This is a genomic window from Sphingopyxis sp., from assembly GCF_035250425.1.
Lineage (GTDB): Bacteria > Pseudomonadota > Alphaproteobacteria > Sphingomonadales > Sphingomonadaceae > Sphingopyxis.
Window position 1 is genome coordinate 1 of the sequence record NZ_DATFFD010000199.1, and the last position, 13,791, is coordinate 13,791.

Annotated in this window: 14 protein-coding genes and 1 pseudogene; 12 read left to right on the top strand and 3 right to left on the bottom strand. The window is 64.4% G+C overall.

Features of this window, described 5'->3' with window-relative positions:
• Positions 1-173 precede the first annotated feature (173 nt).
• From sufB to mddA, 8 genes are all read left to right on the top strand, one after another.
• Positions 174-1,676, top strand: a complete 1,503-nt coding sequence (sufB, locus tag VJ811_RS11860) for a Fe-S cluster assembly protein SufB (protein WP_324072553.1) — start codon at positions 174-176, stop codon at positions 1,674-1,676.
• A gap of 32 nt (positions 1,677-1,708) precedes the next feature.
• A complete protein-coding gene (locus tag VJ811_RS11865; protein ID WP_324072555.1) occupies positions 1,709-2,026 on the top strand; it encodes a hypothetical protein in 318 nt (105 codons plus the stop codon).
• A 17-nt stretch (positions 2,027-2,043) separates the two neighbouring features.
• Positions 2,044-2,880, top strand: a complete 837-nt coding sequence (gene sufC / locus VJ811_RS11870; RefSeq protein WP_324072557.1) for a Fe-S cluster assembly ATPase SufC — start codon at positions 2,044-2,046, stop codon at positions 2,878-2,880.
• 115 nt (positions 2,881-2,995) lie between these two features.
• Positions 2,996-3,736, top strand: a complete 741-nt coding sequence (locus VJ811_RS11875) for a SufD family Fe-S cluster assembly protein (RefSeq protein WP_324072577.1) — start codon at positions 2,996-2,998, stop codon at positions 3,734-3,736.
• Between the two features lie 20 nt (positions 3,737-3,756).
• Positions 3,757-4,929, top strand: a complete 1,173-nt coding sequence (locus VJ811_RS11880) for a cysteine desulfurase (protein WP_324072579.1) — start codon at positions 3,757-3,759, stop codon at positions 4,927-4,929.
• Between the two features lie 11 nt (positions 4,930-4,940).
• A complete protein-coding gene (locus VJ811_RS11885) occupies positions 4,941-5,408 on the top strand; it encodes an SUF system Fe-S cluster assembly protein (protein WP_324072559.1) in 468 nt (155 codons plus the stop codon).
• A gap of 182 nt (positions 5,409-5,590) precedes the next feature.
• On the top strand, positions 5,591-5,947 hold the full coding sequence (locus VJ811_RS11890) for an iron-sulfur cluster assembly accessory protein (protein ID WP_324072561.1): 357 nt from the start codon (positions 5,591-5,593) through the stop codon (positions 5,945-5,947).
• A gap of 54 nt (positions 5,948-6,001) precedes the next feature.
• Positions 6,002-6,742: a methanethiol S-methyltransferase gene (mddA, locus tag VJ811_RS11895; protein WP_324072563.1), complete on the top strand. Its 741-nt coding sequence runs from the start codon at positions 6,002-6,004 to the stop codon at positions 6,740-6,742.
• Here mddA and VJ811_RS11900 read toward each other — a convergent pair.
• Positions 6,739-7,455 carry an extensin family protein gene (locus tag VJ811_RS11900; RefSeq protein ID WP_324072565.1) on the bottom strand — a complete coding sequence of 239 codons (717 nt, stop codon included), beginning with the start codon at positions 7,453-7,455 and terminating at the stop codon, positions 6,739-6,741. The genes mddA and VJ811_RS11900 overlap by 4 nt on opposite strands.
• 67 nt (positions 7,456-7,522) lie before the next feature.
• Here VJ811_RS11900 and VJ811_RS11905 point away from each other — a divergent pair, with 67 nt between their 5' ends.
• Positions 7,523-9,067, top strand: a complete 1,545-nt coding sequence (locus VJ811_RS11905; RefSeq protein ID WP_324072567.1) for a tryptophan halogenase family protein — start codon at positions 7,523-7,525, stop codon at positions 9,065-9,067.
• A 2-nt stretch (positions 9,068-9,069) separates the two neighbouring features.
• On the opposite strand, the gene VJ811_RS11910 is transcribed toward VJ811_RS11905, so the two are convergent.
• On the bottom strand, positions 9,070-10,458 hold the full coding sequence (locus tag VJ811_RS11910) for a cation:proton antiporter (protein ID WP_324072569.1): 1,389 nt from the start codon (positions 10,456-10,458) through the stop codon (positions 9,070-9,072).
• A gap of 237 nt (positions 10,459-10,695) precedes the next feature.
• On the opposite strand from VJ811_RS11910, the gene VJ811_RS11915 reads away from it, so the two are divergent.
• Positions 10,696-10,935 (top strand): type II toxin-antitoxin system prevent-host-death family antitoxin, encoded by a 240-nt coding sequence (locus VJ811_RS11915; RefSeq protein ID WP_324072571.1) that lies wholly within the window; start codon positions 10,696-10,698, stop codon positions 10,933-10,935.
• Positions 10,935-11,423 (top strand): PIN domain-containing protein, encoded by a 489-nt coding sequence (locus VJ811_RS11920; RefSeq protein WP_324072573.1) that lies wholly within the window; start codon positions 10,935-10,937, stop codon positions 11,421-11,423. Before VJ811_RS11915 ends, VJ811_RS11920 begins: the two co-directional genes overlap by 1 nt.
• A 246-nt stretch (positions 11,424-11,669) precedes the next feature.
• Here the strand turns inward: VJ811_RS11920 and VJ811_RS11925 are convergent, their stop codons facing one another.
• Positions 11,670-13,076, bottom strand: coding sequence for a cytochrome P450 (locus tag VJ811_RS11925; protein WP_324072576.1), 1,407 nt, complete (start codon positions 13,074-13,076; stop codon positions 11,670-11,672).
• A 175-nt stretch (positions 13,077-13,251) separates the two neighbouring features.
• Between VJ811_RS11925 and VJ811_RS11930 the strand changes: the two are divergent.
• Positions 13,252-13,791 (top strand): annotated as a pseudogene (locus VJ811_RS11930) (hypothetical protein); the annotation flags it as partial.

Genomic DNA, 13,791 nt, shown 5'->3' on the forward strand with positions numbered 1-13,791 from the left:
CGTGAACGGCGCAGTGCGCGGGGCGCTGGCGGAGATTAGTTTGGCGACTTTAAGCGTCGCCCCTGCACTCACCGTCGCCCCCGCGAAGGCGGGGGCCGCTGTCGGCCTTCGCAGCGACGACAGCGTAAACCCTCCTGCGGCCCCCGCCTTCGCGGGGGCGACGAGTTAGAGATATGACCGACAACACCGAACTCCCCGTGAAAGACGTTATCGTCAAGGACCAGGCCGCGCACGATGCCGCGGCGAAGGTCGCCGATTATGAACATGGCTGGTCCTCGACGATCGAGACCGACTTCGCGCCGAAGGGGCTGACCGAGGAAACGGTCCGCTTCATCAGCGCGAAGAAGAACGAACCCGAGTGGATGCTCGACTGGCGGCTGAAGGCGTTTCGTCACTGGTTGACGATGGAAACGCCCGACTGGGCGAAGCTCAACGTGCCGCCGATCGACTATCAGGACGCCTATTATTACGCGGCGCCGAAGCCGAAGCCCAAGCTTGGCAGCCTCGACGAGGTCGATCCAGAGATCCTCGAGGTGTATAAAAAGCTCGGCATCCCGATCGAGGAGCAGAAGGTGCTCGCCGGCGTCGAGGGCGCGCGCAAGGTCGCGGTCGACGCGGTGTTCGACAGCGTCAGCGTCGCGACCACCTTCCGCGAGGAATTGAAGCGCGCGGGGGTGATCTTCCTGTCGATTTCGGAAGCGATCCGCGAATATCCCGAGCTCGTGAAAAAGTGGCTCGGCAAGGTCGTGCCGATGCACGACAATTATTTCGCGACGCTCAACTGCGCGGTCTTTTCGGACGGGACGTTCGTCTATGTGCCCGAGGGCGTGCGCTGCCCGATGGAGCTCAGCACCTATTTCCGCATCAATGCCGAAAATACCGGGCAGTTCGAGCGCACGCTGATCATCGCCGACAAGGGCGCGTACGTCAGCTACCTCGAAGGCTGCACCGCGCCGATGCGCGACGAGAACCAGCTGCACGCCGCGGTGGTCGAACTGGTGACGCTCGACGATGCCGAGATCAAATATTCGACGGTGCAAAACTGGTATCCCGGCAATGCCGAGGGGCTGGGCGGCATCTATAATTTCGTGACCAAGCGCGCGCTGTGCCAGGGCAAGCGCAGCAAGGTGTCGTGGACGCAGGTCGAAACCGGCTCGGCGATCACCTGGAAATATCCGAGCTGCGTGCTGAACGGCGACGACAGCGTCGGCGAATTTTATTCGGTCGCGGTGACGAACAATTACCAGCAGGCCGACACCGGCACCAAGATGATCCACAATGGCAAGCGCACGCGCTCGACCATCGTGTCGAAGGGGATCAGCGCGGGCAAGTCGAACAACACCTATCGCGGGCTGGTGCGCGTCGCGCCGAACGCCGAAGGGGTGCGCAATTTCACCCAGTGCGACAGCCTGCTTTTGGGGTCGCTCAGCGGCGCACACACCGTGCCGTACATCGAAATCCGCAACCCCTCGGCGCAGGTCGAGCATGAAGCGACCACGAGCAAGATCAGCGACGATCAGCTCTTCTACGCGATGCAGCGCGGGCTGGGGCAGGAAGAGGCGGTGGCGCTGATCGTCAATGGGTTCGCCAAGGAAGTTTTGCAGCAGCTGCCGATGGAATTTGCGGTCGAGGCGCAGAAGTTGCTGGGGATTTCGCTAGAGGGGAGTGTGGGATGAGGTCTATCCTATCAACAGGATTTGCGTTTGTTATGGCCCTTGCCTCGCAACCGGCCGTTGCCCAATCAGCGCAGCCCAATGCGATGATGCTAGCGCAGACCAATGACCGCTGCATGACAACCTACGCGGTCCGCATGACAAAGACAGAAGCGACCGACGAGGCGATTTTCGCGAGCGCGGTCGAAGGCTGCAAGGATCTGAAAGGCCAGCTCTATGCCGCGCTCGACAAAGAATATGCCGCGGCACAAGCAAGCGAGCTGAAGGCTCAGCTTGATACACAAGCCAAACCGAACTTCCTGAATTTGCTCAAAAAGATTCGAACCGACCGTGCGCAGCGCGTCGGCCATTGAAACGGATACGAGATTAGATGCTCCAGATTGAAAACCTCCACGCCACCGTTGCCGACAAGCCGATCCTGAAGGGCTTGTCGCTCAGCATCAACGCGGGCGAAATCCATGCGATCATGGGGCCCAATGGCGCGGGCAAGTCGACGCTGTCCTATGTCCTCGGCGGGCGGCCCGGTTATGAGGTCACCGAGGGTTCGGTGACGTTCACTCCCCCCCCGTTCCCCCGCGCAGGCGGAGGCCCAGAGCTGGATGGCGCGGGTCAGCCCGCCCTGGACCCCCGCCTGCGCGGGGGAACACAGGAGCCGATCGACCTCCTCGCCCTCGAACCGCACGAGCGCGCCGCGGCGGGACTGTTCCTCGGCTTCCAATATCCGGTCGAAATTCCTGGCGTGTCGAACGTCCAGTTCCTGCGCGAAGCGCTCAATGCGCAGCGCAAGGCGCGCGGGCAGGAACCGCTGTCGGGCGGCGAGTTCCTGAAGGTGGCGCGCGAAAAGGCGGGGCTGCTCAAGATGGACATGGACATGCTCAAGCGCCCCGTGAACGTCGGCTTTTCGGGCGGCGAGAAGAAGCGCAACGAGATGGTGCAGATGGGAATCATCGACCCCCGGCTCGCGATCCTCGACGAGACGGACTCGGGCCTCGACATCGACGCGCTGCGCACCGTCGGCGACGGGATCAACGCAATCATGCGGCGACCCGACAAGGCGGTGCTGCTGATTACCCATTATCAGCGGCTGCTCGATTATGTGCAGCCCGATTTCGTGCATGTGCTGGCCGCCGGCCGCATCGTCAAGTCGGGCGGACCCGAACTGGCGCGCGAACTCGAGGAACATGGCTATGCGGAGATAATGGCGTGACCCATCTCCGCGCCGCAGGCGCTATTCCTTTTCTTCGCGTCTTCGCGTCTTCGCGTGAGCCAGAAATGATTCAGTTAACGCGAAGACGCGAAGACGCGAAGGGGGACAGGCCGTGATGGTAGCGCCAATCCCGACACGCCGTGAGGAGGCTTGGCGGTACAGCGATATGGAGGCGCTGGCGCGCCTCTGGCCGCTGCCCGTGCCCGAGAGCATCATTGTTCCGGCTGGCGGCGAACTCCGCCGCGCGATAGTGCAGGATGCAGGCGAAATCCGGCAAATCGAACTCGTGCTCGGCAAGGGCGCGGTCGCCGCGCTGCATGTGCTGAACATCGGCGGCGCCTATGGCCGCATCGAACTCGCCGTCACCCTCCACGAAGGCGCCGACTTCCACCTCGGCGCGGCGCAGATCGGCGGCGCGTTTGAGGTCGTTGGGCAGAATCTCGAAATCATCACCACCGTCACCCACGCCGAACCCGGCGCGACATCGCGGCAGGTGGTGCGCTCGGTGCTCGGCGGCACCGCGACCGGCACCTATCTCGGCAAGGTCGCGGTCGCGCGCGATGCGCAGCAGACCGATAGCGAGCAGGATGTGAAGGCGATGCTGCTGAACCGCAGCGCGACCGCCAACGCCAAGCCCGAGCTCGAAATCTTCGCCGACGATGTGAAATGCGCGCACGGCTGTGCGATCGGCGAGCTCGATGCGATGGCGCTCTATTATCTCCAGTCGCGCGGGCTGCCGCCGGGCGAGGCGAAGAAGCTGATGCTGCAGGCGTTTGTTGCCGGCGTGTTCGATGGCGCCGAGGATGAGGCGCGGCTGCAGGAACTGGCGCTGGCGAAGCTGGGGGAACTGGTGTGAGCGTCGCGGCGGCCACCAACATGCCCTCCCGCCTGCGGGAGGGGGACATCAGGGCCGACTTCCCCGGCCTCACCCCCGGCTGGCATTATCTCGATACCGCCGCGACCGCGCAGAAGCCGCAGGCGGTGATCGACGCCACGGTGAATGCGATGGGCCGCGACTATGCGACGGTGCATCGCGGCGTCTATGCGCGCTCGGCCGACATGACGCTCGCTTACGAAGCGGCGCGGCGGCGGATTGCGGCGTTTATCGGCGCGCGCGAGAATGAGATCGCGTTTGTGCGCGGTGCGACCGAAGCGATCAACCTTGTCGCTTACTCGTACCCGAAGAAGGGCCGCGTGCTGCTGTCGGTGCTTGAGCATCACAGCAATATCGTGCCGTGGCAGCTCGCGGGCTGGCAGGTCGATGTGTGCCCGCTGACCGCCGACGGCCGCATCGACCTTGATGCCGCCGAGAAGCTGCTGACCCCCGAACATAATATGGTCGCCTTCGCGCACGTCTCGAACGTGCTCGGCAGCCCGCTCGACGTCGCGCGCGCAGCCGAACTCGCGCACCGTGTCGGCGCCGAACTGCTGATCGACGGATGCCAGGCGGTGCCGCGACTGCCCGTCGATGTCTCGGCACTCGGCTGCGATTATTATGTTTTCTCGGGGCACAAGCTTTACGGCCCCACGGGTATCGGCGTGCTGTGGAGCGACAAGCTCGATCGCCTGCCGCCGTGGCAGGGCGGCGGGTCGATGATCGACCGCGTGACCTTCGAGCGCACCACCTATGCCCCCGCCCCCACGCGCTTCGAGGCGGGCACGCCGGCGATTGTCGAAGCGATCGGGCTCGCGGCGGCGGTCGATTATGTCGAGGCGATCGGCATCGACGCGATCCACGCGCATGAATGCGCGCTGGTCGGAACGCTGCGCGAGGCACTGGCGCGCAAGAACAGCATCGCGCTGTTCGGCCCTGAAAACAGTGCCGGAATCGTGAGCTTTTCGATGGCGGGGGTTCATCCGCACGACATCGGCACTATCTTGGATGAAAGCGGGGTCGCGATCCGCGCCGGGCACCATTGCGCGCAGCCGCTGATGGAGCATCTGGGTGTCCCCGCGACCGCGCGCGCGAGTTTTGGCGTTTACAGCAATGACGACGATGTGGCGGCGCTGATCGATGGCCTCGCCCGCGTCGAGAGGATTTTCGGATGAGCGAGGACCGCATGAGTGAGACCGGGATTCGGGTCGAGGAAGTGGAAAGCGTCGCGGCACCGCCGAAGGCGCGCGTCGAGGACGTGGAAAGTGCCCCCGAGAAGCTGGAGCGCAAGCGCGACTATCTCGAAGGCTTCCTCGCGGCCAAGCCTGCGGCGGTCGAGCCCGGCGCGGTCGGCGGCGACTTGTACGAAGCCGTGATCAATGCGCTGAAAGACATCTTCGACCCGGAAATTCCGGTGAATATTTATGACCTTGGCCTGATCTATAATGTCGAGATCGATGAGGGGCATGTTCTCGTCACGATGACGCTGACCACCCCGCACTGCCCGGTCGCGGAATCGATGCCCGCCGAGGTCGAACTGCGCGTCGGCGCGGTGCCGGGGGTTGGCGATGCCGAGGTCAATCTGGTCTGGGATCCGCCATGGTCGCCGCAGAATATGAGCGACGAAGCGCGGCTCGAACTGGGGATGTTGTAATAACCCTTCTCCCCTTGCGGGAGAAGGATACGAAGCCTTGCGCCGATAGGCGTTAGGCGAAGTTGGAAGAGGGGTGTTCGCGATCGCGAGCGACCACATCCCCTCCCCCAGCTACGACTAGCCAGCAAGCTGGCAAGTCTACGCAACCCTCTCCCACAAGGGGAGAGGGATAGGAGTATGTGATGACCGAGACCAAGACCCGCACCCGACCCGCCGCCGTTGCCCTGACCGCTGGAGCCGAAGCGCGTATCGCGAAGCTGATGGCGGCTGCGCCCGAGGGGGCGATCGGCGTGCGTCTGTCGACCCCGCGCCGCGGCTGCTCGGGACTCGCCTACTCGGTCGACTATGTCACCGAAGAAGCGAAGTTCGACGAGAAGATCGAAACGCCCGGCGGCGTCTTCTACATCGACGGCGCATCGGTGCTCTATCTGATCGGCAGCGTCATGGACTGGGTCGAGGATGATTTCGCCGCGGGCTTCGTGTTCGAGAATCCGAACGCCAAGGGCGCGTGCGGCTGCGGTGAGAGCTTTACCGTCTAGGCGCGCATTTCCGCGAAAAACATGCTATAACGCCCCGAAATAGCAGGGGCTGTCATGATGCGTGCGCTCTATTTGCTTTATGCCACAGTGGCTTACGCGGTCTTTTTCGCGACCTTTTTGTATCTTATCGCCTTTGTCGGCAATCTCTCGTTCGTTCCGGTGACGGTCGACTTCGCGCGGGTTGCCGCGCCCGGGAAAGCCGCGCTGATCGATATAGCGCTGATCGCGCTCTTCGGAATCCAGCATAGCGTGATGGCGCGGCCCAGTTTCAAGGCCAGGTGGACGCATATCGTCCCCGCCGCGATCGAGCGCAGCACCTATGTGCTGTTCGCCAGCCTCGCGCTGATCATATTGATGCTGTTCTGGCATCAACTGACCGCACCCGTCTGGACCGTCACCAATCCTTTGGGCGTCGCGATCCTGTGGGCGCTGTTCGGGCTCGGCTGGCTGATCGTTCTCGCCAGCAGCTTCCTGATCAATCATTTCGAGCTGTTCGGGCTGCAGCAGGCGTGGTTCGCGCTGCGCGAAAAGGCGGCAGCGGCGCCGGTACTGCGCCAGCCGCTCTTCTACAAACTCGTGCGGCATCCGCTCTACGCCGGATTCTTCCTCGCCTTCTGGGCGACGCCCGCGATGACCGCGGGGCATCTGCTGCTCGCCGTGGGTCTGTCGATCTATATGCTGATCGCGATCCGGCTGGAGGAGCGCAACCTGGTCGACACTTTCGGCGCCGACTATGTCGCCTATCGCGAGACGACGCCGATGCTCGTGCCGGGCACCGGCGGGCGGCGCGCCTAGCGGCAGACAGTCCAACCCGCCGTCCGCGCCGCCATGTCGATATGGAAATGGTCGGCGTGCGCGCTATTATAGTCCGGCGACAAGATGGTGCTGAACAGGCCGCAGCTCTCGTTCCGAACCTCGTGCAGAAACTCGCTGCGTTTGTCGCCCGGACCCCAGTCGTTGATCAGCGAAATGCGCGTGCCGTCGGCGAGGACGAAGGCCGAAATGTCGATCGCATTGGCGGTCGAATGCTGGCTCTGCGCCTGCTCGCCCGCGATCTTGCGGCAATTATAGCTGCCGAGATTTTCAAGCTCGACCACCTTTTGCCCGAAATGCTTGCGCGCGAGCGGCTGGACGACGTCGCGGTTCCATAGCGCCATCGCCGCGGTCACCGCGCAGCCCGGCGCGACGTTCGCGGGGCGCATCGTCGGCACGAAACGGTCGCCGGTCAGGATCATGCGCTGGCTCGCGCGGCACGCACCAGTACCGATCGCGGGCCGCCGGAGATAGCCCGCTTCCGCGCGGTCGAAGACAGCGAAGCAGGCGCTGTCATCACCCGCGAGCGCCACCAGCTTGCGGTTCGTCGCCCAGCCCTGTGGATGCGCCAGTTCGAAGCGCGCGCCGGGGATATGCTCGGGATGATCGCGCACCCACTGCATGCCGAGGATCGCGCCGAGGGTCAGCAGCAGCGCGACGGCGAACCAGATCAGATAGGGGCGGAGAGTCTTCATCGTGTCCGCTCTGCGTGCCGCAAATTACCGCTTGTTGAAAGCGCTTTGCGGCTCGATAGCGTTTCGCATGGCGAAACGCTCGATCCTGATCGTTGGCGGGGGCACCGCCGGATGGCTCACCGCCGCCTATCTCGCGCGCTTTTTCGACCTGCCGCGCAATCCGCGGCTGTCGATCACCTTGCTGGCATCGGACGAGATCGGCAGCATCGGGGTCGGTGAAGGCGCCTTTCCGACGATCCGCAATACACTGCAATTCATCGGCATCGATGAGCGCGCGTTCGTGCGCGCGACCTCGGCCACCTTCAAGCAGGGCATCCGCTTCGACGATTGGGTGCGCACGCCCGCCGAAGGCCAGTCGAGCCATTATCTGCACCCGTTCGAGGCGCCCTATCATGGCGACGGCTACAGCCTCGTCTCCTACTGGCTGCTCCAGGACGAAAAGGCACGGCGGCCGTTCGCCGAGGCGATGACGATCCAGAACCGCGTCGCCGAGGAGCAGCGCGCGCCGAAGCGTCCCGGCGAGGGCGAATTCACCGGCCCGCTGAACTATGCCTATCATTTCGATGCCGCACGGCTCGCCGAAGTGCTGTCGGCGGAGGCGTGCGCGATGGGCGTGGCGCGCCTTCGCGGCACACTGACCCGGGTCGCGCTCGATCCCGAAACCGGCGCGATCGACCATGTCGTAACGGCTGAGCATGGGACGCTGGCCGCGGATCTCTATATCGACTGCTCGGGTTTCCGCGCCGAGCTGATCGGCGGTGCGCTGCAATCGCCGTTCAAGGGCGTGCGGGATCAGCTGTTCACCGACCGCGCGCTCGCGTGCAAGCTGCCCTATGATCGCCCCGACGTGCCGCTCGAAAGCTATACGATCGCGGCGGCGCACGAGGCGGGCTGGACGTGGGACATCGGCCTTGCCGGCGCCCGCGGCATCGGCTGCGTCTATTCGAGCGGCCATATGAGCGACGACCGCGCCGCCGAAGTCCTCGCCGCCTATACCGGCGGGCGCAGCCATGACGTCAATGTCCGCTCGATCCCTTTCGAGGCGGGTTATCGCCCTGCGTCATGGGTCAAGAATTGCGTCGCGGTGGGCTTGTCGGGCGGCTTCCTCGAGCCGCTCGAATCGACCGGACTCGTGATGATCGAGACCGCGGCGGCGATGATCGCCGAGATGTTCCCGCTGAACGGCCCCGTCGGCGCGCCCGCGCGGCGCTTCAACGAGCTGATGGCGGCGCGGTACGAAAACACGATCAACTTCCTGAAGCTCCATTATTGCCTGAGCCAGCGGAAGGAAGCGTTCTGGCGCGACAATGGCGACCCGGCGTCGATCCCCGACCGGCTGAAGGAGTTGCTCGAAGAGTGGCGCTATCGCCCGCCGGGGCGCTTCGATTTCATCCTCGACCTCGAAAGCTTCGCCTTCTTCAACTATCAGTACATCCTCTATGGCATGGAATATCGCACCGACCTGTCGCCGGTGCGCGAGGAATTTCCCGACACCGCCGAGGCCGAGCGCATCTTTGCGCGGATCAAGAGCTTTGGCGACCGCGCCGCGAGCGAGCTGCCCGCGCACCGCGCGATGATCGACCAAATCAACGCGGGTGCGGCGACAGCCTGATCTCAGGCGGGTTTGGCCGCCAGTCCCATGTCGCCCTGCGGCTGGTCGGGACCGTCGGTGCCGAGCTGGCCGAGTTCGCCCGTCTCGCGCGCCTTGCGGCCATAGACGAATTCGAACAGCGGCCCCGCCATCACCGTGGTGACGATCGCCATCAGCACCATCATCGAGAAGAGCGTCGGGCCGATGATGCCTTTTTGCAGCCCGATGTTGATGATGATGAGTTCCATCAGCCCGCGCGCATTCATCAGCGCGCCGATGCCGAGCGCGGTACGGTTGTCCTCGCCCGCGAGCCGCGCGGCGAACCAGCACGCGCCGAACTTCGCGGCGATCGAGACGAGCAATATGCCGAAAGCGAGCGCGAGCAAGGTCAGGCTGTTCACCGTGTCGAGCCGCGTGTTGAGCCCCGAGTAAGTGAAAAAGATCGGGACGAGCAGGATGGTGATCGGACTGATCTTGCGCTTGATCTCCTCGGTCAACTTGCCGCGCGGCACGCAGACGCCGAGGATGAAGCCGCCGAACACCGCATGGATACCCGCGGCGTCCATGACGAAGGCGCAGAGCGCGAAGAGCATCAGCACGATCGACAGCATCGTGTCGCTCATCTCGCCGCGTTCCTCGACGATCCGGCCGAGCGGGACGAGCAGCCGGCGCCCGATGAAGAACATGAACAGCGCAAAGCTGAGCCCGCCCGTAATCGCGATCAACGCGACGCCGGGACCGCCACCAAAGGTCGCGAGCACGATCGCGAGCACGCACCACGACACTGCATCGTCGAATGCGCCGGCGGTCAGCGTGAGCGTGCCGAGCGCGGTGTTCGCAAGGCCGCGTTCATTGATGATGCGCGCGAGCATCGGAAAAGCTGTCAGTGCGATGCAGGCGCCCATGAACAAAGTCGCGCTGCCCTGGCTCAGCCCCTCGGTGAAGAGGCCCGGCACGTCGAGCAGGAACGGCGTGGTCAGGGCAGCGAACAGGAAGGGTGCGACGATGCCCGCCGCCGATACGCCCATCGCGCTCTTCGCCTTCGACTGGAAATGGTCGAGGCGGAGCGTAGTGCCGACGAGGAACATGTACAGGCCCACACCGACCTGCGCGCAGACGTAGAGGATGCTCCGCGTTTCCTTGGGAAACAGCGCCGCCTGAAATTCGGGGAAGAAGAGGCCGAAAAGCGAGGGGCCGATGAGGACGCCGGCGATCATTTCGCCCACGACCTGCGGCTGCCCGAGGAATTTCTTCGCGGCCCAGCCGACGGCGCGGCAGACGATGAGGATCACCGCGATCTGGAGGAAGAAATGGATGCTGAAATCGGTCGGCGTATAGCTGGCCGCAGAATTGACCGCGGGGCCGTGTGCGCCGAGCACGTCGCCGATCGCGCGGAACAGTTCATCGAACATATTGGATACCAATTCCCCTCTCCCACCGTGACGTCCGCGATCTGAATATCGCCGCGATCCGTCCGTTCCGGGTATCAGGAGACATGAAAGCGCCGCGCGCGCAATGCCGCGCCGGTAATCGGGCGCGCCCGCGATCATCGATTTCCGGCGCAACGATCATTTTTGTTGCGGGTCGGCCACAGTGTAGTAACATACCTACATGTGAGCGATACCATTTTGCATCCGCGAGAGGTGGTCATGAGGCGCGTCACGAGCCGCGAACTCAATCAGGATGTCAGCCGCGCGAAGCGATTCGCGCTTGTCGAGCCGGTGTTCGTCACCGACCGCGGACGGCCCACGCATGTGCTGATCAGCATCGACGCCTGGCGGCAGCTCAGCGGCGAGCGGGAGAATATGGCGCAATTGCTCGCCGCGCCGCCCGGCGAGATCGTGCTCGATCGCGGACATCTGCGCAAGGCGCTGGGCGGGCATAGCTGATGTTCCTGCTCGATGCCGAGATATTGTTCGACCTGCGCCACGCCCGCGCCGACGGCGCGGCACTCGCCGGATGGGCGCAGCGCACCTCGCCGCAATCGATGTTCCTGTCGGCGCTCTCGCTCGTCGAGCTGGAAAATGCCGCCGCGCTCGCGGCCAAGCAGGGTAAGGCGGCGGGCGCGGCGTGGCAGAGCTGGATCGACGGGCAAGTGCTGCCCGCGTTCGAAGGCCGCGTCCTGCCGGTCGATCTGACCATCGCGCGCCGCCGCGCCGCTCTCCCGCTCGACAGCGACCGCGACGCGCTCCTCGCTGCGACCGCGCTCGAACATGGGCTGACGTTCGTGACCTATCGCGGCGCGGCCTTTCGCGGCGCGCGGTTGAAGCTGCTCGACCCCAGTCGCATCGCCGCCGATGCGGGCGACGAGGGCGACTGGCGCGAAGCGACGCGCGCGCGGTCGCCGTGGATCCGGAGCCTGTTTATCCGGGGGTGAGGAACGGGCGGAAGGCTGCGCTGGCGATCCGAAAGAGAAAAGGGCTGCTTTCGACCGGTTGCGGACGTTTTAGTTCCTTCCCTGAACGGGGAGGGGGACCGCCGCCGTAGGCGGTGGTGGAGGGGTCGGGACGGTGCGTCTTGACGAGAGGTTTCGACCCCTCCGTCAGCCTTGCGGGCTGCCACCTCCCCGTTCCGGGGAGGAACTGGCTATGTCCGCTCCCCACCCCTAAACCGCCATCCGCAGCTAAAGCGGAACGAAGCTCACCGTCAGCCCGTCCTTCGGCCGCGGGATCGGCAGCACCTGCCATTCGGGCGCATAGCCGTCGGCGACGGTGATGCGGTGCGTCGTGATCACATGGTGGAAGAAGATCTTCGCCTGCATGTACGCAAAATGCAGCCCGAGGCACATATGCGCGCCGCCGCCGAAGGGAACCCACGCATATTTGTGCCGCTCGCGCGCGACCTCGGGCGAAAAGCGCATCGGGTCGAACTTTTGGGGTTCGGGCCAATGCTCCTCCATCATATGCGTGAAGGCGGGGCTGACCCCGACCGACGTGCCCGCGGGGATGCGGTAGCCGCCATATTCGAAATCCTTCAATGCGCGGCGCGGGAAGCTCGGCACCGGGGGCACGAGCCGGAGGGCTTCCTTGAACGCCCATTCGGTCATTTCGAGCTGGCCGAGGCTGTTGTGCCCGACCCCCTCGCCCGCGGGCGCGACGCTCAGCATTTCCTCGCGCAATTTGTCCTGCCATTCGGGGTTGCGCGCAAGTTCCCAGACGAGCGTCGTGATCGAACTGGTGATCGTATCGTGCGCCGCCATCATCAGGAAATTCATATGGTCGACGATCGCCTCGACGCTCATATGGTCGCCATTGTCGTCGCGCGTGCGGCAGATCTGGCTGAACATGTCCTCGCCCGTGCCGTCGCGCCGCTGCGGCACCATCTTGCCGAAATAGTCGACCAGATAGGCGCGCCCCTTCGCGCCGCGGCCCATCGCGGTAAAGGGCAAGGGCACGCGCACGACGCCGATCGACGCCTGCACCATGTCGACGAACGCCTTGTTGACCTTGTCGGCCTCCGGCCCCCACGGAATGCCGAGGAAGCTCGTCGCGGCGAGGTCGAGCGTCAGCTCCTTGATCGCCGGATAGAATTTGAAGGTCTTGCCGCTCCACTGGCCGATGCGGCCCTTGATCCCCTCGTTCAGCGAATCGGCATAGTGGCGCATCGGTTCGGGCTTGAACGCGACCGACAAGACCTTGCGGTCGGCGCGATGCTTTTCGAAATCCATCAGCATCAGCCCGCGCGGAAAGAGCAGGTTGAGCACCGGCCCCCAGCCCTGTTCGGACGAAAAGATTTTCTCGCGGTCGAACATGACGAGCTCGTTCGCCTCGGGTCCGTGGAGCGCAACACTGCGCCCGCCGAAGCTGTTGCTCCGATAGACGCGGCCATATTTCGCGACCATGCGGTCCGCAAAGCCGGGATAGTCGCGCAATTGGTCGAGCGTCGTGCCGAGCACGGGCAGGCCGTCCTCGCCGGGGATATGGTCGAGCGTCGCGGCGGGGTTGCGCGGCAGCCAGTGCTGCGTGTCGGGGCCGAAGCGCTTTTCGGACCATAGGCTGTTCGCGGGCTGAATATTCGTCGGCGCGTTCATCGGGGCGAATCCTCGTCCATCATCGTTGGCGTCATGGGTAACGAACTACTGACACTGATGCAAGTAAGGCGTCGGACGGCGGCTTTGACCATTCACCGCAAATTCAACTCGACTCGCGCAAATTCGTTATCAAGTGACGGGTCGCATCGGTTGGACCCGGAAAAGGACAAAGCCCATGGCGAAGAGTTTGAAGCGCCCCCTCTCCATCGCGCTCGGCGTTCTCGCGACGACGACGCTCGGCGGTTGCTATTATGGCGACGTCTATGGCGCGAGCTATGCGTCGCGGGGCGATTGCGCCGCACGCTATGGCGACGCCTATTATGATTATGACGGCTATGCCTATGACGACGGCTATGGCTATGACTGCTACGACGCGTCGGATTATGGCAGCGGCTTTGCCCAGATCGGTTTCGGCGGCGGCTGGTACGACAGCTATTATTACCCCGGCTATGGCATGTGGATGTTCGACAATTACCGCAACCGCTACCCGCTGCGCGACCGCTATCTGAACTATTGGGGCGGGCGCCGCGCGTGGTGGAAATATCATGGCGGGCGAAATGACTGGAAGCCGGGGCGTCCCGGCTGGCATCGTGGTGACCGCGACGGGCGTCCGGTCGATGGCCGGCCGGGCCGCCCCGGCGGCTGGAACCGCCCCGACCGCGACCATGACGACCCGCGCGGCACGCGCCCGGGGCGCGGCAACGGCAATCCGGCG

Excerpts from the sequence above, each read along its gene's own strand:
- sufB (WP_324072553.1), top strand. The coding sequence starts at position 174 with ATGACCGACAACACCGAACTCCCCGTGAAAGACGTTATCGTCAAGGAC.
- VJ811_RS11865 (WP_324072555.1), top strand. The coding sequence starts at position 1,709 with ATGGCCCTTGCCTCGCAACCGGCCGTTGCCCAATCAGCGCAGCCCAAT.
- sufC (WP_324072557.1), top strand. The coding sequence starts at position 2,044 with ATGCTCCAGATTGAAAACCTCCACGCCACCGTTGCCGACAAGCCGATC.
- VJ811_RS11875 (WP_324072577.1), top strand. The coding sequence starts at position 2,996 with ATGGTAGCGCCAATCCCGACACGCCGTGAGGAGGCTTGGCGGTACAGC.
- VJ811_RS11880 (WP_324072579.1), top strand. The coding sequence starts at position 3,757 with ATGCCCTCCCGCCTGCGGGAGGGGGACATCAGGGCCGACTTCCCCGGC.
- VJ811_RS11885 (WP_324072559.1), top strand. The coding sequence starts at position 4,941 with ATGAGTGAGACCGGGATTCGGGTCGAGGAAGTGGAAAGCGTCGCGGCA.
- VJ811_RS11890 (WP_324072561.1), top strand. The coding sequence starts at position 5,591 with ATGACCGAGACCAAGACCCGCACCCGACCCGCCGCCGTTGCCCTGACC.
- mddA (WP_324072563.1), top strand. The coding sequence starts at position 6,002 with ATGATGCGTGCGCTCTATTTGCTTTATGCCACAGTGGCTTACGCGGTC.
- VJ811_RS11900 (WP_324072565.1), bottom strand. The coding sequence starts at position 7,455 with ATGAAGACTCTCCGCCCCTATCTGATCTGGTTCGCCGTCGCGCTGCTG.
- VJ811_RS11905 (WP_324072567.1), top strand. The coding sequence starts at position 7,523 with ATGGCGAAACGCTCGATCCTGATCGTTGGCGGGGGCACCGCCGGATGG.
- VJ811_RS11910 (WP_324072569.1), bottom strand. The coding sequence starts at position 10,458 with ATGTTCGATGAACTGTTCCGCGCGATCGGCGACGTGCTCGGCGCACAC.
- VJ811_RS11915 (WP_324072571.1), top strand. The coding sequence starts at position 10,696 with ATGAGGCGCGTCACGAGCCGCGAACTCAATCAGGATGTCAGCCGCGCG.
- VJ811_RS11920 (WP_324072573.1), top strand. The coding sequence starts at position 10,935 with ATGTTCCTGCTCGATGCCGAGATATTGTTCGACCTGCGCCACGCCCGC.
- VJ811_RS11925 (WP_324072576.1), bottom strand. The coding sequence starts at position 13,076 with ATGAACGCGCCGACGAATATTCAGCCCGCGAACAGCCTATGGTCCGAA.